Annotated in this window: 25 protein-coding genes; 14 read left to right on the top strand and 11 right to left on the bottom strand. The window is 64.6% G+C overall.

The window, feature by feature from the left end:
• The first annotated feature begins 103 nt into the window (after positions 1-103).
• Genes ruvC through KLP40_RS06255 form a run of 3 tightly spaced genes read left to right on the top strand, consistent with a single transcriptional unit; the run spans position 104 to position 1,466 of the window.
• Positions 104-742, top strand: a complete 639-nt coding sequence (gene ruvC, locus KLP40_RS06265) for a crossover junction endodeoxyribonuclease RuvC (protein WP_215592910.1) — start codon at positions 104-106, stop codon at positions 740-742.
• A gap of 31 nt (positions 743-773) precedes the next feature.
• The gene (locus KLP40_RS06260; protein WP_215592909.1) at positions 774-1,217 is read left to right on the top strand and encodes a hypothetical protein; all 444 of its coding nucleotides are present in this window, start codon (positions 774-776) and stop codon (positions 1,215-1,217) included.
• Between the two features lie 30 nt (positions 1,218-1,247).
• Complete coding sequence (locus KLP40_RS06255; protein WP_119656118.1) at positions 1,248-1,466, top strand: KTSC domain-containing protein; 219 nt, start codon at positions 1,248-1,250, stop codon at positions 1,464-1,466.
• Positions 1,467-1,474: 8 nt separating this feature from the next.
• Here KLP40_RS06255 and KLP40_RS06250 read toward each other — a convergent pair whose 3' ends face one another.
• Both KLP40_RS06250 and KLP40_RS06245 read right to left on the bottom strand, forming a co-directional pair.
• Positions 1,475-2,512, bottom strand: a complete 1,038-nt coding sequence (locus KLP40_RS06250) for a tetratricopeptide repeat protein (protein ID WP_215592908.1) — start codon at positions 2,510-2,512, stop codon at positions 1,475-1,477.
• A 218-nt stretch (positions 2,513-2,730) separates the two neighbouring features.
• A complete protein-coding gene (locus tag KLP40_RS06245; RefSeq protein ID WP_215592906.1) occupies positions 2,731-3,534 on the bottom strand; it encodes a PhzF family phenazine biosynthesis protein in 804 nt (267 codons plus the stop codon).
• Between the two features lie 218 nt (positions 3,535-3,752).
• Here KLP40_RS06245 and KLP40_RS06240 point away from each other — a divergent pair, with 218 nt between their 5' ends.
• From KLP40_RS06240 to KLP40_RS06230, 3 genes are read left to right on the top strand one after another with little or no spacing between them, the layout of a single operon-like run.
• On the top strand, positions 3,753-4,307 hold the full coding sequence (locus tag KLP40_RS06240; protein WP_215592905.1) for an RNA polymerase sigma factor: 555 nt from the start codon (positions 3,753-3,755) through the stop codon (positions 4,305-4,307).
• Positions 4,300-5,835 (top strand): hypothetical protein, encoded by a 1,536-nt coding sequence (locus KLP40_RS06235; protein WP_215592904.1) that lies wholly within the window; start codon positions 4,300-4,302, stop codon positions 5,833-5,835. The genes KLP40_RS06240 and KLP40_RS06235 overlap by 8 nt, the downstream gene beginning before the upstream one ends.
• A 38-nt stretch (positions 5,836-5,873) precedes the next feature.
• A complete protein-coding gene (locus KLP40_RS06230) occupies positions 5,874-6,839 on the top strand; it encodes a hypothetical protein (protein WP_215592903.1) in 966 nt (321 codons plus the stop codon).
• Positions 6,840-6,904: 65 nt separating this feature from the next.
• On the opposite strand, the gene hutI is transcribed toward KLP40_RS06230, so the two are convergent.
• Positions 6,905-8,176, bottom strand: a complete 1,272-nt coding sequence (gene hutI / locus KLP40_RS06225; protein ID WP_215592902.1) for an imidazolonepropionase — start codon at positions 8,174-8,176, stop codon at positions 6,905-6,907.
• A 229-nt stretch (positions 8,177-8,405) separates the two neighbouring features.
• Between hutI and KLP40_RS06220 the strand changes: the two genes are divergently transcribed.
• Together KLP40_RS06220 and KLP40_RS06215 are read left to right on the top strand one after the other, a co-directional pair.
• The gene (locus tag KLP40_RS06220; protein WP_215592900.1) at positions 8,406-9,917 is read left to right on the top strand and encodes a T9SS type A sorting domain-containing protein; all 1,512 of its coding nucleotides are present in this window, start codon (positions 8,406-8,408) and stop codon (positions 9,915-9,917) included.
• Positions 9,918-10,040: 123 nt separating this feature from the next.
• Entirely contained in the window at positions 10,041-10,559 is a 519-nt protein-coding gene (locus tag KLP40_RS06215) for a 2'-5' RNA ligase family protein (RefSeq protein ID WP_215592899.1), read from the top strand.
• Between the two features lie 13 nt (positions 10,560-10,572).
• On the opposite strand, the gene KLP40_RS06210 is transcribed toward KLP40_RS06215, so the two are convergent.
• Together KLP40_RS06210 and KLP40_RS06205 are read right to left on the bottom strand one after the other, a co-directional pair.
• Positions 10,573-11,502, bottom strand: coding sequence for a hypothetical protein (locus KLP40_RS06210; protein ID WP_215592898.1), 930 nt, complete (start codon positions 11,500-11,502; stop codon positions 10,573-10,575).
• 108 nt (positions 11,503-11,610) lie between these two features.
• A complete protein-coding gene (locus tag KLP40_RS06205) occupies positions 11,611-12,042 on the bottom strand; it encodes a BLUF domain-containing protein (protein ID WP_215592897.1) in 432 nt (143 codons plus the stop codon).
• Between the two features lie 153 nt (positions 12,043-12,195).
• On the opposite strand from KLP40_RS06205, the gene pncA reads away from it, so the two are divergent.
• Positions 12,196-12,804 (top strand): bifunctional nicotinamidase/pyrazinamidase, encoded by a 609-nt coding sequence (gene pncA, locus KLP40_RS06200; protein WP_215592896.1) that lies wholly within the window; start codon positions 12,196-12,198, stop codon positions 12,802-12,804.
• Between the two features lie 24 nt (positions 12,805-12,828).
• Here pncA and KLP40_RS06195 read toward each other — a convergent pair whose 3' ends face one another.
• The gene (locus tag KLP40_RS06195; RefSeq protein ID WP_215592895.1) at positions 12,829-13,635 is read right to left on the bottom strand and encodes a class I SAM-dependent methyltransferase; all 807 of its coding nucleotides are present in this window, start codon (positions 13,633-13,635) and stop codon (positions 12,829-12,831) included.
• Positions 13,636-13,655: 20 nt separating this feature from the next.
• On the bottom strand, positions 13,656-14,099 hold the full coding sequence (locus KLP40_RS06190) for a BLUF domain-containing protein (RefSeq protein ID WP_215592894.1): 444 nt from the start codon (positions 14,097-14,099) through the stop codon (positions 13,656-13,658).
• A 179-nt stretch (positions 14,100-14,278) separates the two neighbouring features.
• On the opposite strand from KLP40_RS06190, the gene KLP40_RS06185 reads away from it, so the two are divergent.
• The 3 genes from KLP40_RS06185 to KLP40_RS06175 all read left to right on the top strand — a co-directional run bounded on the left by KLP40_RS06185 (position 14,279) and on the right by KLP40_RS06175 (position 17,857).
• Positions 14,279-15,403, top strand: a complete 1,125-nt coding sequence (locus tag KLP40_RS06185; protein WP_246558666.1) for a mechanosensitive ion channel family protein — start codon at positions 14,279-14,281, stop codon at positions 15,401-15,403.
• 134 nt (positions 15,404-15,537) lie between these two features.
• Positions 15,538-16,101, top strand: a complete 564-nt coding sequence (locus KLP40_RS06180) for a GNAT family N-acetyltransferase (RefSeq protein ID WP_215592893.1) — start codon at positions 15,538-15,540, stop codon at positions 16,099-16,101.
• 217 nt (positions 16,102-16,318) lie between these two features.
• On the top strand, positions 16,319-17,857 hold the full coding sequence (locus tag KLP40_RS06175) for a malate:quinone oxidoreductase (protein WP_215592892.1): 1,539 nt from the start codon (positions 16,319-16,321) through the stop codon (positions 17,855-17,857).
• A 163-nt stretch (positions 17,858-18,020) separates the two neighbouring features.
• Here KLP40_RS06175 and ctlX read toward each other — a convergent pair whose 3' ends face one another.
• Positions 18,021-18,950, bottom strand: a complete 930-nt coding sequence (ctlX, locus tag KLP40_RS06170) for a citrulline utilization hydrolase CtlX (RefSeq protein WP_215592891.1) — start codon at positions 18,948-18,950, stop codon at positions 18,021-18,023.
• Between the two features lie 130 nt (positions 18,951-19,080).
• A complete protein-coding gene (locus KLP40_RS06165) occupies positions 19,081-19,272 on the bottom strand; it encodes a cold-shock protein (protein WP_019949498.1) in 192 nt (63 codons plus the stop codon).
• 351 nt (positions 19,273-19,623) lie between these two features.
• Between KLP40_RS06165 and KLP40_RS06160 the strand changes: the two genes are divergently transcribed.
• Entirely contained in the window at positions 19,624-20,574 is a 951-nt protein-coding gene (locus KLP40_RS06160) for an NmrA family NAD(P)-binding protein (RefSeq protein WP_215592890.1), read from the top strand.
• 78 nt (positions 20,575-20,652) lie between these two features.
• Here the strand turns inward: KLP40_RS06160 and KLP40_RS06155 are convergent, their stop codons facing one another.
• Positions 20,653-20,859, bottom strand: a complete 207-nt coding sequence (locus tag KLP40_RS06155) for a heavy-metal-associated domain-containing protein (protein WP_215592889.1) — start codon at positions 20,857-20,859, stop codon at positions 20,653-20,655.
• A gap of 367 nt (positions 20,860-21,226) precedes the next feature.
• Here KLP40_RS06155 and KLP40_RS06150 point away from each other — a divergent pair, with 367 nt between their 5' ends.
• Positions 21,227-21,778 (top strand): hypothetical protein, encoded by a 552-nt coding sequence (locus KLP40_RS06150; protein WP_215592888.1) that lies wholly within the window; start codon positions 21,227-21,229, stop codon positions 21,776-21,778.
• Between the two features lie 151 nt (positions 21,779-21,929).
• Here KLP40_RS06150 and KLP40_RS06145 read toward each other — a convergent pair whose 3' ends face one another.
• Positions 21,930-22,658 carry an NADPH-dependent F420 reductase gene (locus tag KLP40_RS06145; protein ID WP_215592887.1) on the bottom strand — a complete coding sequence of 243 codons (729 nt, stop codon included), beginning with the start codon at positions 22,656-22,658 and terminating at the stop codon, positions 21,930-21,932.
• Positions 22,659-22,704 lie beyond the last annotated feature (46 nt).

Genomic DNA, 22,704 nt, shown 5'->3' with positions numbered 1-22,704 from the left:
GCTCCGGATACGGACTCGTATTCTTTATTCAGCACGCCTGATATTCTACTGGCCGCCCACCAAAAGCCAACAGCTACTAGCTTCCCGCTACCAGCTTTAAAAAATGATTCTTCCCCTCGCCTCCTCTTCCGAACTGCTGCCCAAAGTGATTATGGGCGTCGACCCCGGCACGTCGGTGATGGGCTACGCCGTGATTGAGGTGCGGGGCCAGAAGGTGACCGTGCTCTGCTACGACGTCATCGACATGAAGAAAATCGGCAACAACCACGCCCTCAAGCTCAAGCGGATTTTCGAGCGGATGCTGGAGCTGATTGACGAGTACCTGCCCGATGAGCTGGCCATTGAAGCCCCGTTTTTCGGGGTGAACGTGCAGAGCATGCTCAAGCTGGGCCGGGCCCAGGGCGTGGCCATTGCCGCCTGCCTCTCCCGCCAGATTCCGTACGTGGAGTACGCCCCCACCAAGGTCAAGCAGTCGGTTACCGGCTCGGGCAACGCCACCAAGGAGCAGGTGGCCCACATGCTGCGCCAGACGCTCACGCTGCCCCCCATCGAGGAGGCCAGCAAGTTCCTCGATGCTACTGATGCCCTAGGCGTGGCCCTCTGCCACCACTACCAGAAGGGCAACAACGTGAAAGCCGGCGGCAAAAGCTGGGGCAAGTTCCTGGCCGACAACCCCGGCAAGCTCGCCGCCCCCGTGGCCGGCAAGAAGGTGGCCGCGCCCAGGAAGAAACCGGCGGCGTAGGAAATTTTATGAGCCTTGGATTTTTAGAGAAATGCAGTTTTTCTTCCTCAACATTATTAGCACCATCCTGACCATCGCCTTTTGTGCATGGCCAACACCCGTAATTCGTGCAGCTTATCCTATTTCATACAAGGGAGGGGTAGGACGAGAAATCTATACGTCACTCGTATTACTCGGGCCAAATATTTACACCTATGATGAATGGACGCATGCTGGCTATTCGGTGCATGATTCTGGGTATTATGAGATGCGTAAACAACGCATACTTCTTTCCTCTATCCGTACAGTGCATGAAACCAGCAACAGATGGCATCGCGTCAACGGGCGCCGTAGGCCACTTGCCGACACTCTTACGTATGGTCAATTATTCCGTCACTCTGCTACGCGCTTGGATGCCGATACCTTGATTATAAAGAAACGTCGTGTGCTTTATAACGATGAGTTCGATATATACTTGGTAAAACAAATATTATAGCAACCTGTCTGCCGACAGCACTTTTCTACTATGCTCCGCCGCCCTATCCGTTCCACTTCCCTGAAAGCCGTGGGCTATGACCCGGCTACGCAAACCCTGGAAATTGAGTATCGCCACGGCGGGCTGGTGCGCTACACTGGCGTGCCGGCGGAGCTGCATCAGGCGCTGCTGCGGGTGCCGGGCAAGGCCCTGTTCGTGGAGCAGGTGGTGGAGCGCGGCGGCTTCGGGCGCGAGCAGCTGCGGGGGTAGCCCGGCCCCTATTTGGGCCAGCTGTAGGCTTCCGACCAGTGCTGGTATTCTTCCAGGGTGGCCGTGTGGGCCGCCAGCCACTGCTGCACCTCGGGCGTGGCAGCGGCCCGCGAAGCCTGCACCGAGTAAGCCAGCGCGGGCAGGTAGCCCTGCTTTTTCAGCTCCACGAAATAGGGCACGAAGTACTGCCAGGCAAAGCCCGGCTGCGTGGCCGGGTGCTGCTCCTCGAGCACGCTAATCAGGGATTCGAGCTTGCGGATGAGCTGCTCGGTGGGCGTTTTATCCTTATTTTCCTCGCTGTAGTCGAGGGCGCCGCTCATGCTCAGCAGCATGTCGGCGTGACCGAAATTATCGGGCTGGTTCTTCCGGCCGCTGTTCTTCAAAGACTCCCTAGATACGTTGATGGTGACGGCCTGCTCGCCGGTCTTTTCCACGCCCCGCCCCACCAGCTGGTCTAAGCCTTTCAGGGTGACGGCGGCCCGTTCGCCGGTGGGCTCCAGCTGGAGCTGGCGCAGCATTTCGAGCAGGGCCGGCACGCGGTTGCCCTGCTTGAGGGTGAGCTGCATCAGCGTATTAACCGAATTGACGTGGGTGGGCCGGCAGCGCACGGCCTGCTGCATGCTGGCCATCGACTCCTCCAGTTGCCCCAGACTCACGGCCTGCGTCACGCCCAGGTTGTAGTAGAGCGAGCCTTCGTTGGGGTAAAAGCGCAGGCCCTGCTGGTACACCTTCACGGCGTCCTTGGGCTTGTGCAGACCGTCGAGAGCGTTGCCCCAGGTGTCGTAGAGGCTGGGGCCGGGCTCGGGGTCGTCCTTGGCCAGCTTGCGGCACAGGGCCACGGCTTCCTCGTTCTGGCCCAGGGCGTTGTAGGTCATAGCCAGCTCGTAGCGGGCGGTGTGGTTACCCGGATCCTGCCGGAGGGCCTGCTTGTAGCGGAGCACGGCTTCGTCGTATTTGCCCTGGTCGTAGAGGGCCACGCCCTGCTTCACCAGCTGCGCGGGAGTATCGGTTTGCTGGGCTTGCAGGGGGCCTGCTGCCAGTAGCATTAGGCTCAGAACGGAGGCGGAGAATCGGCGGAAAGGCATAGGTTGCTCGGATACGTTGAGGGTATATAAATGGCTGGCCGTTCAGCAAGCCGCGGCCTCACGCAGCGTGTGTTCGCTCCAATAGGCCTTCAGCACTAGCTTATCATGAGAAGCGCCCTGAGTGGCCACATTCTGCTGTAATCCACTTATCATTAGCACTTTGCGGATTCCGGCATCCACTACGCCGGCACTTCTATCTCGCCCCGCAGATATGTGACGGCGTGGCCGCTCATCAGCACCCGGTCGGCGCGCAGCTCGCACCACAGGTCGCCGCTGCGGGCCGATACCTGGCGGGCGTGCAGGTGCAGCTTGCCCAGCCGGTCGGCCCAGTAGGGCACCAGCGTGGTGTGGGCCGAGCCCGTCACCGGGTCTTCGGGCACGCCCACCCGGGGCCCGAAAAAGCGCGACACGAAGTCCACCCCGTCGGAGCCGGGGGCGGTGGCGATAATGCCCCGGTAGGCTATTTCGGCCAGGCGGTTCTGGTTGGGCTGCAGGGCGCGCACTTCAGCCTCGGTGGCGAAGACGCACACCAGGTCGGGGCCGGCCAGCAGCTGCAGCGGGGTGGCGCGCAGGCCGTCGAGCAGGCCGTCGGGGTGCGCGGTAATGGGGTGCGGGGGCCGGGCCGGGAAGTCGAGGGTGAGCAGGCCGCCTTCGGCCTGGCTGACGCGCAGCGGGCCGCTTTTCGAGTGAAACACGATTTCCGGGCCCGTGAACCCCAGGTGGCGGTACAGCACGTGGGCCGAAGCCAGGGTAGCGTGGCCGCAGAGCTCCACTTCCACGGCCGGCGTAAACCAGCGCAGCTCATACTCGCCCTCACTGCCGGCTTTGGGCACGAAGAAGGCCGTTTCGGCGAGGTTGTTTTCGGCGGCTATGGCCTGCATGATTTCGGCCGGCAGCCACTCGCGGAGCGGGCACACGGCGGCGGGGTTGCCGGCAAAGGGCCGGTCGGAAAAGGCATCAATCTGGTAGAGGGGCAGCTGCATAGCGGAGCGGGAAAATAGAAGCAGATAAGCCCGCCGGCCAACGGCGCACGACGAGAAGGCGAAACTACGGTTTCGGGCGGTAGCGTGTCGTATGTTGCGGGGCTTTATCGGACAATGAAAATATTTCTTTCCTCCACGCAACCCCGGCGCTACCCGGGTCGGTCATGGGGGCAGAACGCTAGCGTACGACATGTCTACTTGCTTATTCTTCCCCGCCTATGGCCGAATCACTTGATACCCTGCTAGCGGGCTGCCGGCGTGGCCGGCCGGCGGCCCAACGGGGCCTGTACGAGCGGCTGGGCTACCACCTAATGGGCGTGTGCCTGCGCTACTGCCCTTCCCGGGAGGAAGCCGAGGATGCCCTGCAGCTCACCTTCGTCAAGATTTTTACCCGCCTCGACCAGTTCCGCAACCAGGGGCCGTTTGAGGCCTGGGCCCGGCGCATTGCCGTGACCACCTCCCTCAACCTCTGGCACCAGCACCAGCAGCGCGGCTCCCACCTCGACGCCGACGAAGCCCACGACGTACCCGCCCCCGGCGGCACGCCCTTCGACCAGCTTTCGGCCGAGGACCTGATTCGCCAGATCAACGCCCTGCCCCCGGGCTACCGGACCGTGCTCAACCTCTACGCCATTGAGGGCTACTCGCACGCCGAAATCGGGGAGCTGCTGGGCATTTCGGAAGGCACCAGCAAATCGCAACTCTCCCGGGCCCGCCGCCTGCTCGAAGAACGCCTGCACCAGCAGGCCCACATCTCCCATTGTCATGACTGAGCAAGACTCTGATCCATTTTACCAGGACCTGCGCCGCAAGCTGGAAAATTACGGGAGCCCGCCGCCCGAATCGGCGTGGGCGGGCATTCAGCAGCAGCTGCCGCCCCCGCGGCCGCCCCGCTGGCGGCGGCTGGCGCCGGTGCTGCTGCTGGCCCTGCTGCTGGTCAGCATCACGGTAACCACTCCGTATTGGCGGCCACTTTTCGGCGGCTCTTCAGCGGAGCAGGTCGCGCCAACGGACGGCTCGGTGGCGACCCAACGCAACTCTGAATCGGGGTCGATGACTGGCTCGTCGGCTTCTGAGCAGCTGGCCAATACCTCGCCGGCTACGGCCGCCGCAGCTAATTCAACGGGTGTCAACCCGCCCGCGGCTACCAGCGCCGGGGATGACCCGTTGGCCGCTGGCGCGGGCCCGAACGAGCGGACGACCATCCGCCTGGGGCGACTGGCCCCACTGGCGGCCAAGCGACCCAGTGGCCGGTTCGGCGTGCTGCCCAACCGCCGCCGGACGCGCCTCCGCACCGGTTCCGACGCTTCGGACGTGGCCCGCTATGCCGCCACCGAAGGCACCACCAGCCGTCGAAACCGGACCGCGGCGGAATCTCGCACGGCGGTTGCCCGCCGATTGGGTTTGGTGGCGGCAGCTGACCGGGGCGGGACGCAGGCTCACTCCCGGACCACTGACCGGCCCGGACTACGCAGCCGCGTAGAAGGTCGGCCGCTGAGCCGGCGGGACCGGGCTACCGACCAGGCAGCTCAACCCGAATCGGCCGCTTCGTTCACGAATGAGCCGCTGGCTTTGCGCCCGCTTCTCACGCCCCCAGCCCTGACCGAAGAACCCGAGGTGAACCGTCAGCGTCTCCCCCGCGCCAAGCGCCCGACCCAGCAGGAGCTGCGCCTGCACAACTGGAGCGTGCAGCTCACCGGCGGCCCGGGCCTGACGTACCGGTTGCTGGGTGGGTCGCCCACTCAGCTCGAGGGTCTGGAGCGGCCGGCCATAGGTGGCAGCGGGCAGCTGATGGGCGCCTACGCTTGGTCGCGCCAACTCACGGTGGCCGGGGGGCTGGGTTTCGCGCAGTATGCCAACGCGATGCGCTACACGCTCAAGAAAACCGCTACGGACCAGACCCGGCAGATTGACTTCCGCGACGTGTACAACTTCGTGACCATCCCGGTACAAGCCCAGTTCACGTTACAGGGCAACCACCGCTGGCGCTACGGGGTGCTGGGCGGCGGTACACTGGCCCTGCTTACCGGCGCACGCACCACTGAAGGCTCGGTCTGCAACTGCGGCCAGCGGCGCTGGATTCCGGGCACCGCTGACTCCACCTTCCAGCGCCTGAACCTAGCCCTGACCGTTGGGGCGTTTGCCAATTACCAGGTTGCCCCGGGACAGTGGCTCACCATTCGGCCCCAGGGCCAGCTGTTCCTTAACTCGCTTACCCTCGGTAATCGCACCGCGCGCCGCCCCTGGAGCGTGGGCGTGCAGGTAGGCTACAGCTGGGACCTCGACCCACGCCAGCATTAATCCTTCATTCCAGTATCCTCCCCTATCCCCCTTGTACTATGAAACGTCTTCTGTTCGCTGCTCTGCTGCTGCCTTTGCTGTCCGCCTGCCAGTTCGACGCGGGTATCGTTGTCTGTGAGGATGGCACCACGCCCGGCCCCCAGCTCCCGGTTCCGGCCACCATCCGCGACCTGCAAACCCAACTCGGGGCCGCCCGCCAGACCTTTACCTACACGCCGGGCCAGGTAAATACCTTTACCGGCGCGAAGGGCACCATCGTGACAATTCCCGCCAATGCCTTCGTACGGCATGGCCAGCCCATCTCGGCCCCGATTCAGCTGACGCTGCGCGAAATTTTTAGCCGGGCCGACATGGTGCTCAGCAACATGCCCACCGTATCGAACGGGCAGCTGCTGGAGTCGGCGGGGGAAGTGTTCCTGCGCGCCGCCGACCAGGATTCCACGGTGCGCATGGTGTCTGGGGCCGTTATCCGCCTGCAGACCCAAAACCCGCCCACCCTGGCCAGCCGCGACTCCATGCGTCTGTTTGTGGCCCCGGCTTCTGCGGGTACGGGATCCAACAACTGCTTCAACTGGAACCTGAATAGTGATCCGGGCTCTACTCTCACGCCCACGGCCACAGGCAACACAATGACCGTTAGCAGCCTGTTGTACAACAACGGCATCGGCTGGTTTAACTGCGACCGGTTCTACGGCACGCCTAACCCGCTGCCCCTCGTGGTACAAGTGCCCGCCACCAATGTCAGCGACCTGAATACAATGGTTTTTGCCGTATTCCGGGACATGAACGGCACGCTCGCCGTCTGCAATTTCACCGCCCCCAACGTGTTCCAGACCGCCAACGTGCCCCAGGGGGCCCGCGTGAGCATTGTGGTCATCCGCACCGAAAACGACAAGCTTTACTACGGCCGGCAAGACGGTACGGTGCAGGCCGGTACGCCGTTTGCGCCGGTCCTGCAGGAAACCACTGCCGCCGCCCTGGTGGCTGAGCTAACTTCTCTCTGAGCGCAACACTTTATCGAAAGGCCCGGCTCTCGTTTGCAGAGCCGGGCCTTTTTTACGGGCGGTCCTCAGGCCTTATCCTCCAGCAGCTCGCCGCCGATGATGACGTGGCGGACCGGATTTTCACCCAGCCAGTAGGGAATTTCCTCGGCCGTGGCCACGTCCAGCACCAGCAGGTCGGCGCGCTTGCCGGGCGCCAGGGAGCCGCACTCCCGTTGCTGCCCGATGGCCCAGGCCGCGTTGATGGTGACGGCGGCCAGGGCCTCGCGGGGGGTGAGGCCCATTTTCAGGCAGGCCATGCTCAGGGCCAGCCACAGGTTTTTGCTGGGGCAGGAGCCCGGGTTGAAATCGGTACTGACGGCCACTGGCAGGCCCGCGTCGATGAAGGCCCGGCCGGGGGCGTAGCGTTCCTGGCGCAGAAACAGCGGCACCAGCGGCAGCAGCACCGCCACGGTGTGCCCCTGAGTCTGGTCGGCAATGCGGGCGGCGGCCTCGGGGGTGAGGTAGTCGGCGTGGTCGAGGCTGACGGCACCCAGCGCGGCGGCCATTTCGCAGCCACCCAGCTCGTGGAGCTGCTCGGCATGGATTTTCAGGCCGAAGCCCAGTTGCTGCGCCCGCGTGAGAAAATCCCGCGACTCGGCCACGCTGAAGGCGCCTTCCTCGCAGAAAATATCCACGAACGGCACCTCGACGGGGTTAAGCTGGGGCAGCACGTCCTGCACCAGCATCTGCAGGTACTCGGCGGGGCGGCCGCGGTACTCGGGCCCAGGCACGTGAGCGCCCAGGAAGGTGGGCACCACCCGCACCGGCTGGCGGCGGCCGGCCTCCCGGGCCACCCGTAGCAGGCGCAGCTCGGTTTCGGCCTCGAGGCCGTAGCCGCTCTTGGCTTCGAGCGTGGTCACGCCATAGCGCCGGAAGCCGGTCAGGTGGTGCAGGGCATTGTCCAGCAGCTCGGCCTCCGGGGCGGCCCGGGTGGCGCGCACGGTGCTCAGAATGCCGCCGCCGCTGGCCAGAATATCAAGGTAGGTTTCACCCTGCAACTTGCGCTGGAACTCCGCCGCCCGGTTGCCCCCGAACACCAGGTGGGTGTGGCATTCCACCAGGCCCGGCAGCACGACCCGGCCGGCGGCATCCACCACGCGGGTGGCGGGCGTCACCTGGGTTTCGTCGAGCTCCGCCATGGGCCCCAGGGCCACAATCCGCGCCCCGGAGCAGGCCACGTAGCCGTCCGGAATCACCGCCCAGCTGGCCTGGGCGGGACCGGCCAGGGGACGGGCGGCAGTGGGTCCGGCCAGCGTCAGGAGCTGGCCGCAGTGGCGCAGGAGCAGGGTGTAGGACATGGGCAGAGCTAAGGAGCCTCAAAGATGCTCAGAACGGCCCGCAAATCCGGAAAAGCAACTTTTAATGTTATTATTCCTATATAAATACTTAAAAATACCTGGGTCAAAAAGCATCCAAATTTGAGAAAACGGAGTTAGAAGCGAGAGAATGCGTATCTTATTTAAACAGCAAAACATTGTTTAGAAGCAGGTTACCATTCGGCCACACCCCACTCCTTCCTTTCCAAAAATGAAAAAGCTCTTCCTTATCTGCAGTTTAGTGGCGTTTTCCTGGCGGGTACAGGCTCAGTTCCCCACCAACAGCTACGCCGTGCGTTCCGCCTGCCCGGGTACTGCCAACAACCCATCGGTACTGGAAATTATCAATACCGACGGGTCGCTGACCCTGATTGACACCATCCGTACGGGCACTACCCGACTGGTGCTCAACGCCCTGGGCAACAACGCCCAGGACCCAGCCAATCTGTACGCCATGAACGTGGTGCAGCCCGTCACGCTGGCCAATTTCAGCACGCCGCCTACTCTTTACCGCGTCAACCTGGCCACGGCCCAGGCTACGGCCCTGGGCCCCGTTACGCCGCCGCCGCTGCCGTCGGCTAACTTCCCCAATGTTGCCTACCGCCAGACGCTGAACTTTATCGGCGACGGGGATAACACGTCCGGCTACTTTGTGGGCGGCGTCTCCTTCACCTACAACATCTTCTCCGGTAGGATTTCCAATTTCCGCTTCTACGTGGGGCAGGTGCAGCTCAGCCCGTTCAGTACCGCCACCCCTACCTGGCGCCTGCTTGATGTGAGCGACCCGGCCACGGCGGCCCTGATTGCCCAGTTCGCCCAGCAGGTGCAGAGTTATATCAGCAGCGGCTTCAGCGGCCCGGCGCCGGAGGGCGGCATTCAGGACTGGGTATTCGACCCTGGTACTGACCGGCTGATCAGCTACGCGGGGCAGGACGACAAGTTTATTGCCATCAGCGGCATCCGCACCAGCCCGGTGGCCGTCACGACCACGCCCACCACCCCCATTCCGGCGACCCAGGACATCGGCTCCATGTTTACCGACCGGTTTGGGGGCGTGTACGCGGTGAATGCCCAGGACGGCACCCTCTACAAGATTGACCGTCTGACCGGCAATTTCACGGGCCAGACCTTTGGCTCAGCCCTGGGCTGCAACCGGGGCGACGCGGTGAGCTTTCCCGATGCCCTGCCCCTGCCCGTGACGCTGGTCAGCTTCACGGCCCAGGCCAGCGGCCCGGCCGTGCGCCTGCGCTGGACGACCGCCACCGAGCAGCAGGCGGCGTATTTTGAGGTGGAGCGTAGCGCCACCGGCCTCAGCTGGCAGCCCGTGGCCCGGGTGGCAGCCGGCAACCAGCCCCAGGGCCAGCACTACTCCGTCGCCGACACCCGGCCCCTGCCCGGCCTGGCCTATTACCGCCTGGCCATGCACGACCAGGATGGGACCAGCTCTTATTCCCCGGTGCAGACCGTGGCCCGGCCGGTAGACCTGGTTGCCTATCCTAATCCGGCTTCGCAGCAGGTTACGGTGGAACTGGCCGGCCGTGAGCCGGCAGCCGTAGTGGAGTTGCTCACGGCTCAGGGCCAGGTGGTGCGCCGGCTTGTCACCGGAGCGGGCACCACCCACGCCAGCCTGCGTACGGCCGGTCTGCCCCAGGGCGTGTACCTGCTGCGCGTGCAGCAGGCGGGCACTACCGCTACTTCCCGCCTGCTGGTGCTGGAGCCCTAACGCCTCCGGAAACGGAACCTACCGGCCCTGCAGCCGTTGGAATGCTCGTCGGATCCCGACTTCTTCCGGCCGCTGCAGGGCCGTTTCGTCTGCTTTCTATCTTCCCCTCTTCCCTCCCCTACCGTGTCTGCCGCTTCCGATGCCCCGCTGATTGTAACGCTGCTGCTCGATGAAGCTGCCCAGCAACAGTTCGATGCCCTGCGCCAGGCCCACTTCCCGCCGGCGCGCAACTTTCTGCAGGCCCACGTCACGCTGTTCCACCACTTACCCGGCCCCGAATACGCCGCTGTGGCGGCGGAGCTCGGCCGTCTCGCCCAGGCCACTCCCCTCCTGAACGTGCGCGTAACCGGCCTGCGGTTTTTGGGGCAGGGCGTGGCTTACAGCCTCGAAAACGACGTCCTCCGGCAGCTCCACCGCCAGTTGCAAACCCAGTGGGCCGACTGGCTTACGCCCCAGGACCGCCAGCCGCTCCGCCCCCACGTCACCGTTCAGAATAAAGTACTGCCCCCCGTGGCCAAAGCCCTGCACGAGCAGCTGGCCGCCGACTTCGTGCCCTGCACGGTTACCGGGACGGGACTGGGACTGTGGGCGTACCGGGGCGGCCCCTGGGAGGCGCTCGGCCAGTTCCCTTTTACAGGCTGAAAACCCGTAACGCCTACCGGGTCCGGGCCGTGATGGTGTGCGTCAGGCTCTTGAACTGGGCGAGGGCGGTGTCGAAATCCTGGTGGGCCAGGCCCTGCAGGGCCACGGCCGTATTCCCGATTACCGTCACCTGCTGGTATACCAGCACCCGCCGCCCCTGCCACTGGGCAAAGCCTTCGGTTTCGTAGGTAACTAGGTCGTTTACTTTGCCCGAGGTCATTTTGCGGGCCGTGTACCCGGTCAGCCCATTCTGACGGCTCAGGGCCTGCCGGCTGATGTCGGCGGCCGTAACGGATGGGTTGTAAGGATAGATGCTCACCGTCACGAGGGGCTCGGTGCCGTAATCGGGCTTGCGCTGGCCACCCAGGGAGTAGGTGTAGTGCCCGCTCCGTACCTGGGCCAGGGCGAAGGGCGACTTCTTCTCCTCCAGCACGAACACCGTGTTGCCCAGGGTGGGCACAGCTCCATCGTCGGGTTTGCGGTAAGTGGCCGAGAGCAGGCTGTGGCGCAACGCGGCACCCGTAGCCGTATCGGCAACGGGGTAGCGGGCGTCGAGCAGTACGGCGAAGGTGGAGTCGCCGAACAACAGCTGGGCCGATTCCTGCGTGGGCGTCAGGCGCACGCGCACTAACTGGGCCGGATAGTCGCCGGCCGTGAGCTGGCGGAACTCCACTACTTTTCCGCCTTTGGCTTCAAACCGCGCCGCGCTAAACCCCGGCGACTGCCGGTAATAATTGCTGCCCTTCAGATCCAGCACCTGCAGAGCGGCCGGCCCCCGGCGCAGTCCGGTAAAGCCGGCCGCGGGACCGAACCCGGCGGGGGGCACCAGCCATACCTGGGTACCGGCCACCACCTGCGCGGCCGGGGCCTGGGCCAGGCTCCGCCCGGGCTGCAACCAACTGCCTGCTACTACACTCGCTACTGCCAGAATCTGACTTCTCATTGCTACGCTACCTGAATCTGCCGGGGTCCCGCCGTCTGGGCGGGGCCGCAAGGTAGGCAGGAATTGAGCCCAAGGACAGTCAGTAGCCGAAGAAATGGCGGCCGGCCCCTACGAATGGCCGGCCGCAACCAGCAGAGCAGTCGGCGGAGCAGTCAGCCGGAAATCTTCCAGCAGCAGCCACAGGGCCTCATCCTGCTCGGCCAGATGCGGCGAGCCGGGGGCAGAGCCGTCCTCCGGGTGCGAACCGCTCACGATGGCCGTTGCGCAGGTCGTAAACTGCCGGTGCCCAATGGGGCCGTTGGCCAGCACCTGCACCCGGGTATGGCGGCAGTCGAGGCAGATACGGGAGAATACGTGTTCCAGCGTTGAGGCCGGCCCTTCCATAATCTGCAGAAACCGGCGGCCGTCGTACCAGAGCATGCCCGTGATGCCGGCCGCCTGATTGCGCTGTTGTACGCAGTTGAGCAGCTGGCTTACCTGCGGCCCCGAGAAAACCATTGTAGCCTTGCTCTGGTAGATAAGATGATGTAACGGTTCCATAACATAGCCTTTGTTGATGAGGTGAACTAGGGTATCAAAATGTACGGATTCCGGGCCGACGGAAACACGTCAGTTATGCTCTATTTTGGGCCAGAAAACGTCCCATTGTGAGGAATTCATCCCGTATTTGCACTTTTCTTTCTGCTCTGCTCCATGAACGCGTTGCTCCTGATTGATATCCAAAACGACTTCGTGCCCGGCGGGGCTCTGGCCGTGCCCGCCGGCGACGCCATTCTGCCCCTCGTTAACCAGCTCCAGCCGCAGTTTGAGCTGGTAGTGGCCACCCAGGACTGGCACCCGGCCAACCACGGCAGCTTCGCCAGCCAGCACCCCGGCCGCCGGCCCTTCGAGCAGGGCGAGCTGCACGGCCTGCCCCAGACCCTCTGGCCCGACCACTGCGTGCAGGGCACCGCCGGGGCCGAACTGCACCCAGCCCTCGACCAGCACCGCATTGAGGCCATCTTCCGCAAGGGCACCAACCCCACCCTCGACTCCTACAGCGGCTTTTTCGACAACGGCCACCGCAAAAGCACCGGCCTGGCCGATTACCTGCGCGGCCGGGGCGTGAGACAGGTATGGCTGGCCGGCCTGGCGGCCGACTACTGCGTGTACTTCTCGGCCCTGGATGCCGTGCAAGAAGGCTTTGCAGTGGCAGTGGTGGAAGACGCCACCCGCGCCATTTCCCCTGAGGGCTACGAGCAGGCCCGCGCCGACCTGCAGGAGCGCGGGGTCCGGTTCGTGCAGGCGGCCGACGTGGAGTAGCGGCCCGGCGGCCGGGGCATTCCCCTACTTTTTGTGGGCGACCACCGAATACACCATCGGCAGCTTGCCGCGCAGGTGCGGAAACTGGTAGTGCCGCTCGCCCATATCCTCCAGGCCGGGCAGGCAGTCGTAGGGCGAGTAGTCGTACTCGTCGAAGTGGCGGATTTCCAGGCCCTGGCCGAGCAGGGCGCTCAGCACCTCGCTCAGGCTGTGGTTCCAGGTGACGGAGGTGGTCTCGATGGGTGCGCTCCGGTCGGCGTAGGTGCCGGTTTCCTGCTCCGTGATGGTTTCGCGGTTGAAATAGGAGTAGTCGAAGCGCGTGAAATCGTTATCGAACATCCAGACTACCGGGTGAAACTCCACCAGCACCAGGCGGCCGCCGTGCCGCAGAAACTGCGCCACCACGGCGGCCCAGCGGGAAAGGTCGGGCAGCCAGCCCAGCACGCCGTAGGTGGTAAATACCACGTCGAAGGACCGGGGCGGCAGCTGTCCGGGCAAATCGTAGACGTCGGCGCAGATAAACTCGGCATCCAGCCCGAGCTGCGCGTTCAGCTGCCGGGCCTGGTCTACGGCCACGTCCGATAAATCCACGCCCGTGACCCGGGCCCCCAAGCGGCTCAGCGACAGGGAATCCTGCCCGAAATGACATTGCAGGTGCAGCACGCGCTGGCCGGCCACCTCGCCCAGCAGGGCCAGTTCAATGGGATTCAGCGACGAGGCTCCGGCCAGAAAGGCGGGCACGTTGTAGAAGGCCGAGGCCACGTGATGAGCGGTTTTCTCATTCCAGAGCCGGCGGTTGAGGTCGGCGTAGTCAGCGGGGTAAGCGGGCATGGGCGAGCCTGTCAGGAACCTTAAAATGGTGCTTCGTGGGCGTGGGCGAATTCGCGCAGCAGGGCCAGTACGGCCGGGCTCAGGTGGCGGCCACGGGCTACCGGGAAGCCGGGATTAGCCGGGTTACAGTAGCCGGCCAGCCGGCTAAAGGCTTCGGTATTGGCCACGGCAAAACCCATCGACCAGTCGGGAAACTCGCGGTGCGTGGCGGGCCCGTCGGCCAGTTTTACCAGGTTCGTGTGCCGACAATCCCGGGCAATCCGCTCGTAGAGCTGCGCCACCTCCGGCTCTTCGCCTTCGAGCACCTGCAACATGTGCCCCTGGCTGTAGAGCAGCACACCCGTGACGGCACGCTGCTCGTTTTTACGGCGCGAGTGGAGCAGCAGCTCCTTGAGCTCGACTTCGCTCAACTCCCCCACGGCCTCGCTCAGGTACACAATGTGGTGCATCATCCGGATCAGCATAACGTAAATTTCCCGCCGGATTCAGCCCGGCCGCCAGTGGGCACCGACGCGTTCCGGAAATTGCGGAAAATTTCTGATTTACCCGGCGCCGGCCGCCGGCCGCCGATAACCTTTGCCGCCCCTAACGGGTAGTTAAAGCCGTTTGCCTCCGGGCCTTTCCCTCCGTTACGCCCCTGCGCATGACCTTTTCTTTCCCCGATTTCCTGCCTGTCCCGTTTGCGCAGGTGCTGTCCACTATTGGTATTGTGGCGGGCAGCCTGCTGATGGGCTGGGTGCTGAAGCTGGTTATTTTTGGCCTGCTGGCCGCCTACGTGCGCCGCGAGCCGGCCCCGCTGCTGGCCGCCTCCGTGCTGCGCCACCTGCGCCGGGCCAGCGCCTGGTTTTTTCCGGTGCTGGTGCTCTCCTTCGTGCTGCCGCTCACGCCCCTCACCGCCCGCGCCCTGGAAGTAGCTCGCCGCCTGGTGGAAACGGCCCTGCTGACCACCTTCGCCTGGGGGCTGGTGCAGACCGTGGACGTGATTCAGGACCTGGTGCTGCAGCATTACCGCCTGGCCCACGCCAACGACCACGGCGACAACCTGCGGGTGCGCAAGCTCTTTACGCAACTGCAGTTCGTGAAGAAAATGGTGGTCTCGCTCATTATTTTCGTGGCCGTGGCCCTGGTGCTGATGAGCTTCGCCACGGTGCGCAAAATCGGCACGGGCCTGCTCACTTCGGCCGGCATTGCCAGCGTCATTATCGGCTTTGCAGCCCAGAAATCCATCGGCAACCTGCTGGCCGGCTTTCAGATTGCCTTCACCCAGCCCATCCGCCTCGACGACGTGCTGGTGGTGGAGGGCGAATGGGGCCGGGTGGAGGAAATCACGTTCACCTACGTGGTGCTCTGCATCTGGGACGAACGCCGGCTGGTGCTGCCGCTCAATTACTTTATCGAGAAGCCCTTCCAGAACTGGACCCGCACCACGGCCCACCTGCTGGGCACCGTGTTTCTGTACACCGATTACGCCATCCCGGTGGAGGCTGTGCGCACCGAGCTAAAACGCCTGGTGGCCCAACACCCACTCTGGGACCAGCGCGTGTGCGTGCTGCAGGTCACAGATTCCAAGGAGCGCACCCTGGAACTGCGCTGCCTGATGAGCGCCCACAACTCGGCCCAGGCCTTCGATTTGCGCTGCGACATCCGCGAGCATCTGGTGGCCTACATTCAGCAGCACCACCCCGAAAGCCTGCCCAAAACCCGCACCCTCACCGAGCCCACCGACCAGCCCTTCTCGCCGGCGGCGGCGGCAGCGGCCGGCAGCTAAGCCGGGTCGGGCGGCCGGCGGGTCGGGCTCACCTAAATTTCCGGCCGGCGGCTTCCGTTCCCAGCATCAAACGGGGTGGGGCGGCGCTACCTTTGCGCGGCCCGGCCGTGCCGCCGGTGGCTGCCGTACCCCGCATGATTCGCCTCGAATACTTCACCCCCGCCGATTTTCCGCAACTCATTTCCTGGATTACCGACGCCCGCCTGCTCATGAACTGGTCGGGTTCGCTCTTCAGCTTTCCGCTCACCGAGGCCAAGCTGGCCTGGTATCTGGAGGATACCAACGACCCGCTCACCTCCGACGCGCTGGTGTACAAGGCCATTGAAACCACTACCGGCGAGGTGGTGGGCCACATTTCCCTGGGTGGCATCAGCCGCAAAAACAACGCCGCCCGCATCAGCCGGGTGCTGGTGGGCAACAACACGGCCCGCCGCCGGGGCATCTGCCAGGGCATGATGAAGGCCCTGCTGCGCATCGGCTTCGAAGACCTGGGCCTGCACCGCATCGATTTGGGCGTGTACGACTTCAACCACGCCGCCATTGGCTGCTACCAGAAGGCCGGCATGCAGCAGGAAGGCCGTTCCCGCGACATCCTCAGGTACGAAGACGAATACTGGAGCCTCATCGAGATGAGCATGCTCGACCACGAGTGGCGGGCGCTCCAGGCGCCCCGCGTCCCCCAGGAGCCGGCGGCGTAGGTCCGTTTGGCAGTAGGGGCCGCCGCCCGCCCCCGGGCCGGTTGGCGGCGGCGCGGGCCTCGGCAGCGGGTGGCAGAGTTGGGCGCGGCGTTGCGTTTTCGGGCCGGGGCGCGGTACTTTTGCGCCCCGAAACGCGGCAAATCCGCCGCCGGCCCCCACCTTTTCAGCGGACGCCCGTACTTGCTAAGTCCCGTTTCCGACTTGCCCGACTTGCCCTATGAGCCTTACCAGCGCAGCTACCCTGCTTCCCTCCGACGCCCCCACCGATGTCATCCTGATCGGGGCCGGCATTATGAGTGCCACCCTGGGCCTCATGCTTAAGGAGTTAGACCCCACCCTGAGCATCACCATCTTCGAGCGCCTCGACGTGGCCGCCGCCGAAAGCTCCGATGCCTGGAACAACGCCGGCACCGGCCACTCGGCCTTCTGCGAGCTGAACTACACCCCCGAAAAGGCCGACGGCAGCATCGACATCAGCAAGGCCCTCAAAATTGCCGAGCAGTTCGAGGAAAGCAAGCAGTTCTGGGCCTACCTCACGGAGCAGTACCACGTGCAGGAAATTCAGCGCTTCATCAACCACATTCCGCACATGAGCTTCGTGTGGGGCCACGAGAACGTGGAATTTTTGCGCAAGCGCCACGCGGCCCTCACCGAGTCGGCCCTGTTTAAGGGCATGCTGTTCACCGAAAACCGGGCCGAGTTGCAGGACTGGATTCCGCTGGTCATGGACGGCCGCGACCCGGCCCAGCCCGTAGCCGGCACCCGCATGGATCTGGGCACCGACGTGAACTTCGGCTCCCTGACCCGGGGCATGTTCACGCTGCTGCAGCAGAAGCCCGGCGTCACGTTCCACTTCCACCACGAAGTACAGAAGCTGCGCCATAAGTTCGACGGCACCTGGGGCGTGAAGGCCGAAAACCTGCAGACCGGCCAGGAAATAAAGGTGCGGGCCAAATTCGTGTTCATCGGGGCCGGGGGCGGCTCGCTGCCCCTGCTCGAAAAATCGGGCATTCCGGAGGCCGATGGGTTCGGGGGCTTCCCGGTGAGCGGGCAGTGGCTGCGCTGCACCAATCCCGCCGTTATTGCCCGCCACGAGGCCAAGGTGTACGGCAAGGCCAGCGTGGGCTCGCCACCCATGTCGGTGCCCCACCTCGATACCCGCGTCATCGACGGCGAAAGGCAACTCCTGTTTGGGCCCTACGCCGGCTTCAGCACCAAGTTCCTCAAAACCGGCTCCTACTTCGATCTGCCGGCCTCCATTCAGCTGGGCAACGTGAAGCCCATGATTATGGCCGGCCTCAAGAACCTCTCGCTCACCAAGTACCTCATCCAGCAGGTGCGCCAGTCGCCCCAGGACCGGGTGGCGGCCCTGCGCGAGTACATGCCCGAGGCCCAGGCCCAGGACTGGGAGCTGGCCGTGGCCGGCCAGCGCGTGCAGGTCATCAAGAAAGATAAGAAGCAGGGCGGGGTGCTCGAATTCGGCACCGAGATGGTAACGGCCGCCGATGGCTCCATTGCGGCCCTGCTGGGTGCTTCGCCCGGGGCCTCCACGGCCGTGAGCATCATGCTGGAGCTGGTGCAGAAGTGCTTCCCCCGCCAGGCCGCCACGGAGCAGTGGCAGGCCAAGTTCCGCGAAATGATTCCTTCCTTCGGCCATCACCTGGCCGAGGAGCCCGCCCTCGTGACCCGCATCCGGGAGCGTACCAGCGCCGTGCTGGGCCTCGTGGAGCCGTCTTCGGAAGAAGTTGGCCGCTAAGGAATCAGAAAGCCCGTCATTCCGAGCAGCGCGAGGAATCTCGCGTGCTGAGGTTGCCACAGTAAGCCTGTCGTTGAGGTCACCATTGCAACATCAGCACGCTAGATTCCTCGGCTCCGCTCGGAATGACGCTCTCTTTAACCACAAACCGCTACTAATCCACTTACCCTCCACCTTCCGGCAGAAATACTTCCGCCAGCATGCACCGGACGCTGCCGCCCCCGATGGTTTCGATGGTGGGGATGGCCAGCGGCAGCAGCTCGGCGTGGCGGCTCAGCCGGGCCCGCTGGGTGGGGCTGAGGGCGTCGTGGGCGGTTTGGGAGAGGGCCAGCAGCACCGGGCCGCCGGCAGGCTGCAGGGCCAGCATGTTCCCGGCGAAACGCCCCACCTGGGCCCGGGAAATGAGCACGAGCTCGTGGCCGGTTTCGGTGAGCGAATCGGCTACGGCGGCCCGCTCGGCGGGGTCGGGCAGGCTTTCCAGGCAGATAACGGCGAAACCCGGCCCGATGCTGAGCAGCACGTTGGTGTGGTAGATTGCCTGCCCCTGCGCATCCAGGGCCCGGAACGGCACCGGCCGGTAGCCCAGCCGGGCGCAGACCTCGGTTAGCAGCCCGGCCTCGGTGCGGGGCGAGAGGGCAGCGTAGGCGCGGCGGTGCACGTGGTCGAAGACGATACTGCCGGTGCCCTCCAGAAACCGTCCCGCCTGCTCGGCCCCCGACCAGTCCAGCACCTCCCCCACCCGAAACTCCCGGGCCAGGGCCGCCAGTATGTCGGGCCGGCGCTCAGAGCGACGGTTGGGCGCGCACATGGGGTAGAGCGCCACCCGGCCATCGGCGTGCAGGGTGAGCCAGTTGTTGGGAAACACGGCATCGGGCTTGGCGGGCTCCGGCGTGTCCTCGAACACGAGTACCCGCAGGCCCCGGCCGTGCAGGGTTTCCACCAAAGCGGCAAATTCGGTGGCGACCCGGGTGGCGGTTTCTGCGGCGCTCAGCCCACCGGGTAGGTGCTGGAAGTGGTTGGAAGCGGCCGTTTCGGTGTTGAAGCCAAAGCGGGCGGGGCGGACGACGAATACGGTACGGGCAGTTTGCATCATGGCCCCAAACTACAGCAAAGCGGCCGGACTAAGGCGCGGCGACCAGAATTCTGCCATTAGTCAAAAGCCCATAAAAAAAGCACGTTCCCGGGAGGGAACGTGCTTTTTAAGCTAACGAAAGCGGGCTGTACTAAGCGCGACGCACTTTAACAGCGTTCAGGCCCTTGCGGCCCTGCTCCACTTCGAATTCTACCTTGTCATTGTCGCGGATTTCGTCAATGAGGCCGGTTACGTGTACGAAGATGTCTTCGCCGGTTTCGGCGTTGTTGATGAAACCAAACCCTTTGGTTTCATTGAAGAATTTTACGGTTCCCGTCTGCATGATGCTTTGAAGGAGGTGATGGATGATGAAGCAAGCAGCAGCGGAACCCTATTACTAATTCAACACAATGAATTATGATAGCGACTCGTTGGCGATTTGCCTTTTAACTGTGTAAAGGTATACTTTATTTCGACAACCGGCGCCCTGCCCCGCAGATTGGCCGGAAACCTCCCCCCCGCGCGTCGGCTACGGTCCCGGCCTCGGGCGGCCCAACCGGCCGCAGCGAGCGGAGCGCAGCGGCGGAGTCGGGGCCGGGAAGGCCGCGGCACAACCTTATGATACGCTCCCGGGTACTACCGGCGGGCCCGCCCGGCCCCGCCGGTTCCGCTTCCTTCCACTTCCCAATCCCCCATGACGACCCCTACTCCTCTGCCTGCCGCTGCCCCTGACTCCGCTGCCCCTGACACCCCACTCGTGGTGCTGGCCGGCGCAACCGGGGCCCTGGGCCTGCTCATTGCCCACCACCTGCGCCGGCGCGGAGCCGCCGTGCGGGCCCTGGTACGCCCCCAAAGCAGCACCAGCGCGGAAGCCGACTCCCTGCGCCTGCAGGGGGCGGACGTGGTGGCCGTGGATTACGGGAGCGTGGCCGACCTCACCCGGGCCTGCCAGGGCGCCAGCTGCGTGGTATCGGCCCTCAACGGCCTGCGCAACATCATCGTGGATACCCAAAGCCGCCTGCTTGATGCCGCGGTGGCGGCCGGCGTGCCGCGCTTCATTCCCTCCGATTTCTCGGCCGATTTCACCCGCCTGCCCGAGGGCAGCAACCGCAACTTCGACCTGCGCCGGGAGTTTCAGCGCCGCCTCGACCAAGCGCCCATCCGGGCCACGTCGGTGCTCAACGGCATGTTCGCGGATTTGCTTACCGGCCAGGCGCCGTTGGTGCTGCAGGGGCCACGGCGGGTGCTGTACTGGGGCTCCGCCGACCAGCCCCTGGATTTTACCACCATGGTCAATACGGCCGAGTTTACGGCCGCCGCCGCCTTGGATGCCACTACGCCCCGCTTCCTGCGCATTGCGGGTGAGGTAGCCAGCATCCGGCAGCTGCGCGAAGCGGCCACGGCCGCCACGGGCCATACATTCAAGCTATTCCGGGCCGGCGGCCTGGGCCTGCTTGGCACGCTCATCAAAGTCACCAAAACCCTGGCCCCGGCCCCCGACGAGGTATTCTCGCCCTGGCAGGGCATGCAGTACCTGCACAACATGCTCAGTGGCCAGGCCAAATTAGCCGAGCCTCTGGATAACGCCCGCTACCCCGACATCCGCTGGACGCCCGTGCGGGCGGTGCTGGCCGGGGGCAAGTAAGCCGGCCCGCCGGTTACGTCAAAAGCCCGCTTTCCGAGGCCGGAGAGCGGGCTTTTGACGTAACCGGCGGGCCAGTAGCTACACCGGCTGAGCCTCGAAGCCGGCCTCGGTCACCAGTTCCACCACCTGGGCGGCGGTCAGGTCGGAGGTCACGGTCAGGATTTTGGCAGGGTGGGCGGTGTCCACCTCCCATTTAGCAATGGCTTTTTCGCCGTTGAGGGTGGGCGTCACGGCCCTGATGCAGCCGCCGCAGTTGATGTTGGTTTTGAAATGGAGCGTATCCATACTGAACAGAAGAAAAGCAGAGTGGGTAAAACGCTGACCGGCGCCCGCGAAGGTGCCGCCAGCACTCAACAAACATACGGCCGCCCGAGCAGAAGCGCCGTACAGGATTCGCTTGCAATCCGGCATCTTTTCGGGGAATGAGCCCCTGCTGCGCTGGGAGCCCGCCGCTGCGGGCCGGTGGCCGGGCCGGCTACCAGCCCCGACCGACATCACTACCCTGCGTTACAAAAACAGATTCACTTATACTTTGCAATTCAAAGTTCTTTCGTTTTATTTACAAGCCATTCCCGCCAGGCTTGCTGGTTGGCCACCATCTGGCGGCCTGGGCGGGCTGACATGTGTTCCATTCTCTTTTCGCCTCTATCGGATGTCTTTGTCGTTTAAAATCTTCGCCCGACCCATTCTGCTCACCCTGCTGCTCCTTGCAGTGCCGCTGGTGGCCATGCAGTTCACCCGGGAAGTGAGCTGGACTTTCTTCGATTTCGTGGTGATGGGCATGCTCCTGTTCGGCACGGGCCTGACCTACGAGCTGGTGGCCGCCCGGGCGGGTGCTACTACGGTTTACCGTCTGGGCGTGGCGCTGGGCGTGGTGGCAGGGCTGCTGCTGGTGTGGGTGAACCTGGCCGTGGGCATCATCGGCAGTGAGGCCAATCCGGCCAACCTGCTCTACCTCGGGGTGCTGGGCACGGTGTTGACCGGGGCCCTGCGGGCGCGGTTCCGGGCCGCCGGTCTGGCCCGCACGATGCTGGCCGCGGCCGCCGTTCAGCTGCTGGTGCCCCTGGTGGCGGCCCTGATCTGGCAGCCGGCAATCGACAGGGGTTTCTGGCTGACGCTGGCCTTCAACGGCGTCTTTGCGCTGCTCTGGGCTGGTTCGGCACTGCTATTCTACCGGGCCAGCCACCGGCAGCCGGCTGCCTAAGCTCCGCGCCCGGCCCCACCGCCCCAGATGCTACCACCCGTCAAAGCCAAACGCCGCGCCCCCCGGACAGTCCGGGGCAGCGCGGCGTTTGGCTTTGACGGGTGGTAGCATACGAGGCAGAGCCGCGGGTGATTCCGGCGGCGGCCCTGGGCTACTTCAGCTTAATGCCCTGGTCTTCCATGGCCTTCTCGGCCTTGGCGTGGTTGGCCAGATATTCTTTGTGCTGTTCCTCGCTGCGCTCGGTGCCGAGGCTGGCCAGGTGCTCACGCAGCTTGTCAGCGGGCATATCGGCGCCGTAGGACGGGGTGCCGGGCTGCTGGCGCCACGACTGGGCCAGGGTGCCGTCGTCCACGGCGTCGAAGCCGAGCTCGTCCACCACGGCCATTACTTTCTGCTTGGCGGCGGCATCGTCGGAGGCCACGGGCAGGGCAATGCGGCCGGGCGTGCCGGCGGGCTGGCCTTTGTTTTCGAGGTGGTCGGCGTAGATGTTGTTGAACACCTTCACCACGGGGCGGCCCAGGTGCTGCTGCACCCACTGGCTTTCGGTCAGGTCGCCGGTTTCCAGTTCGGGCATTTTCCCGTCGCGCAGGTGGGGATAGTAATTACTCGTGTCGATGACGGGCACCTCAGCCGGCACGCCCGCGAACAGGTCCTTGGGCAGGTCAGGGATGTTTTTGAGCGGAATGGTTACCACGATGAGGTCGGTACCGCGCTGGGCGGCTTCCTCGGCTGTAACGGGCGTAGCGCCGGTTTTCTGGGCCACGTCCTTGAGCGTTTCGGGGCCGCGGGAGTTGGCAATGTAGACTTGGTGGCCCAGGCTGGTGAGCCGCACGCCCAGGGCGCTGCCGATGTGGCCGGCGCCAATGATTCCGATGTTCATAGTTCCGTTGTTTTGGTTGATGTGCCGGTGATGGACCGGCGCAGGT

The organism is Hymenobacter piscis, assembly GCF_018760735.1.
GTDB classification, from domain to species: domain Bacteria; phylum Bacteroidota; class Bacteroidia; order Cytophagales; family Hymenobacteraceae; genus Hymenobacter; species Hymenobacter piscis.
Note: the sequence above shows the minus strand (reverse complement) of the source record. Positions and strands in the feature narration are given on the sequence as shown.

Coding starts and splice junctions, on each gene's coding strand:
- ruvC (WP_215592910.1), top strand. CDS start 104: ATGATTCTTCCCCTCGCCTCCTCTTCCGAACTGCTGCCCAAAGTGATT.
- KLP40_RS06260 (WP_215592909.1), top strand. CDS start 774: ATGCAGTTTTTCTTCCTCAACATTATTAGCACCATCCTGACCATCGCC.
- KLP40_RS06255 (WP_119656118.1), top strand. CDS start 1,248: ATGCTCCGCCGCCCTATCCGTTCCACTTCCCTGAAAGCCGTGGGCTAT.
- KLP40_RS06250 (WP_215592908.1), bottom strand. CDS start 2,512: ATGCTACTGGCAGCAGGCCCCCTGCAAGCCCAGCAAACCGATACTCCC.
- KLP40_RS06245 (WP_215592906.1), bottom strand. CDS start 3,534: ATGCAGCTGCCCCTCTACCAGATTGATGCCTTTTCCGACCGGCCCTTT.
- KLP40_RS06240 (WP_215592905.1), top strand. CDS start 3,753: ATGGCCGAATCACTTGATACCCTGCTAGCGGGCTGCCGGCGTGGCCGG.
- KLP40_RS06235 (WP_215592904.1), top strand. CDS start 4,300: ATGACTGAGCAAGACTCTGATCCATTTTACCAGGACCTGCGCCGCAAG.
- KLP40_RS06230 (WP_215592903.1), top strand. CDS start 5,874: ATGAAACGTCTTCTGTTCGCTGCTCTGCTGCTGCCTTTGCTGTCCGCC.
- hutI (WP_215592902.1), bottom strand. CDS start 8,176: ATGTCCTACACCCTGCTCCTGCGCCACTGCGGCCAGCTCCTGACGCTG.
- KLP40_RS06220 (WP_215592900.1), top strand. CDS start 8,406: ATGAAAAAGCTCTTCCTTATCTGCAGTTTAGTGGCGTTTTCCTGGCGG.
- KLP40_RS06210 (WP_215592898.1), bottom strand. CDS start 11,502: ATGAGAAGTCAGATTCTGGCAGTAGCGAGTGTAGTAGCAGGCAGTTGG.
- KLP40_RS06205 (WP_215592897.1), bottom strand. CDS start 12,042: ATGGAACCGTTACATCATCTTATCTACCAGAGCAAGGCTACAATGGTT.
- pncA (WP_215592896.1), top strand. CDS start 12,196: ATGAACGCGTTGCTCCTGATTGATATCCAAAACGACTTCGTGCCCGGC.
- KLP40_RS06195 (WP_215592895.1), bottom strand. CDS start 13,635: ATGCCCGCTTACCCCGCTGACTACGCCGACCTCAACCGCCGGCTCTGG.
- KLP40_RS06190 (WP_215592894.1), bottom strand. CDS start 14,099: ATGCTGATCCGGATGATGCACCACATTGTGTACCTGAGCGAGGCCGTG.
- KLP40_RS06185 (WP_246558666.1), top strand. CDS start 14,279: ATGACCTTTTCTTTCCCCGATTTCCTGCCTGTCCCGTTTGCGCAGGTG.
- KLP40_RS06180 (WP_215592893.1), top strand. CDS start 15,538: ATGATTCGCCTCGAATACTTCACCCCCGCCGATTTTCCGCAACTCATT.
- KLP40_RS06175 (WP_215592892.1), top strand. CDS start 16,319: ATGAGCCTTACCAGCGCAGCTACCCTGCTTCCCTCCGACGCCCCCACC.
- ctlX (WP_215592891.1), bottom strand. CDS start 18,950: ATGATGCAAACTGCCCGTACCGTATTCGTCGTCCGCCCCGCCCGCTTT.
- KLP40_RS06165 (WP_019949498.1), bottom strand. CDS start 19,272: ATGCAGACGGGAACCGTAAAATTCTTCAATGAAACCAAAGGGTTTGGT.
- KLP40_RS06160 (WP_215592890.1), top strand. CDS start 19,624: ATGACGACCCCTACTCCTCTGCCTGCCGCTGCCCCTGACTCCGCTGCC.
- KLP40_RS06155 (WP_215592889.1), bottom strand. CDS start 20,859: ATGGATACGCTCCATTTCAAAACCAACATCAACTGCGGCGGCTGCATC.
- KLP40_RS06150 (WP_215592888.1), top strand. CDS start 21,227: ATGTCTTTGTCGTTTAAAATCTTCGCCCGACCCATTCTGCTCACCCTG.
- KLP40_RS06145 (WP_215592887.1), bottom strand. CDS start 22,658: ATGAACATCGGAATCATTGGCGCCGGCCACATCGGCAGCGCCCTGGGC.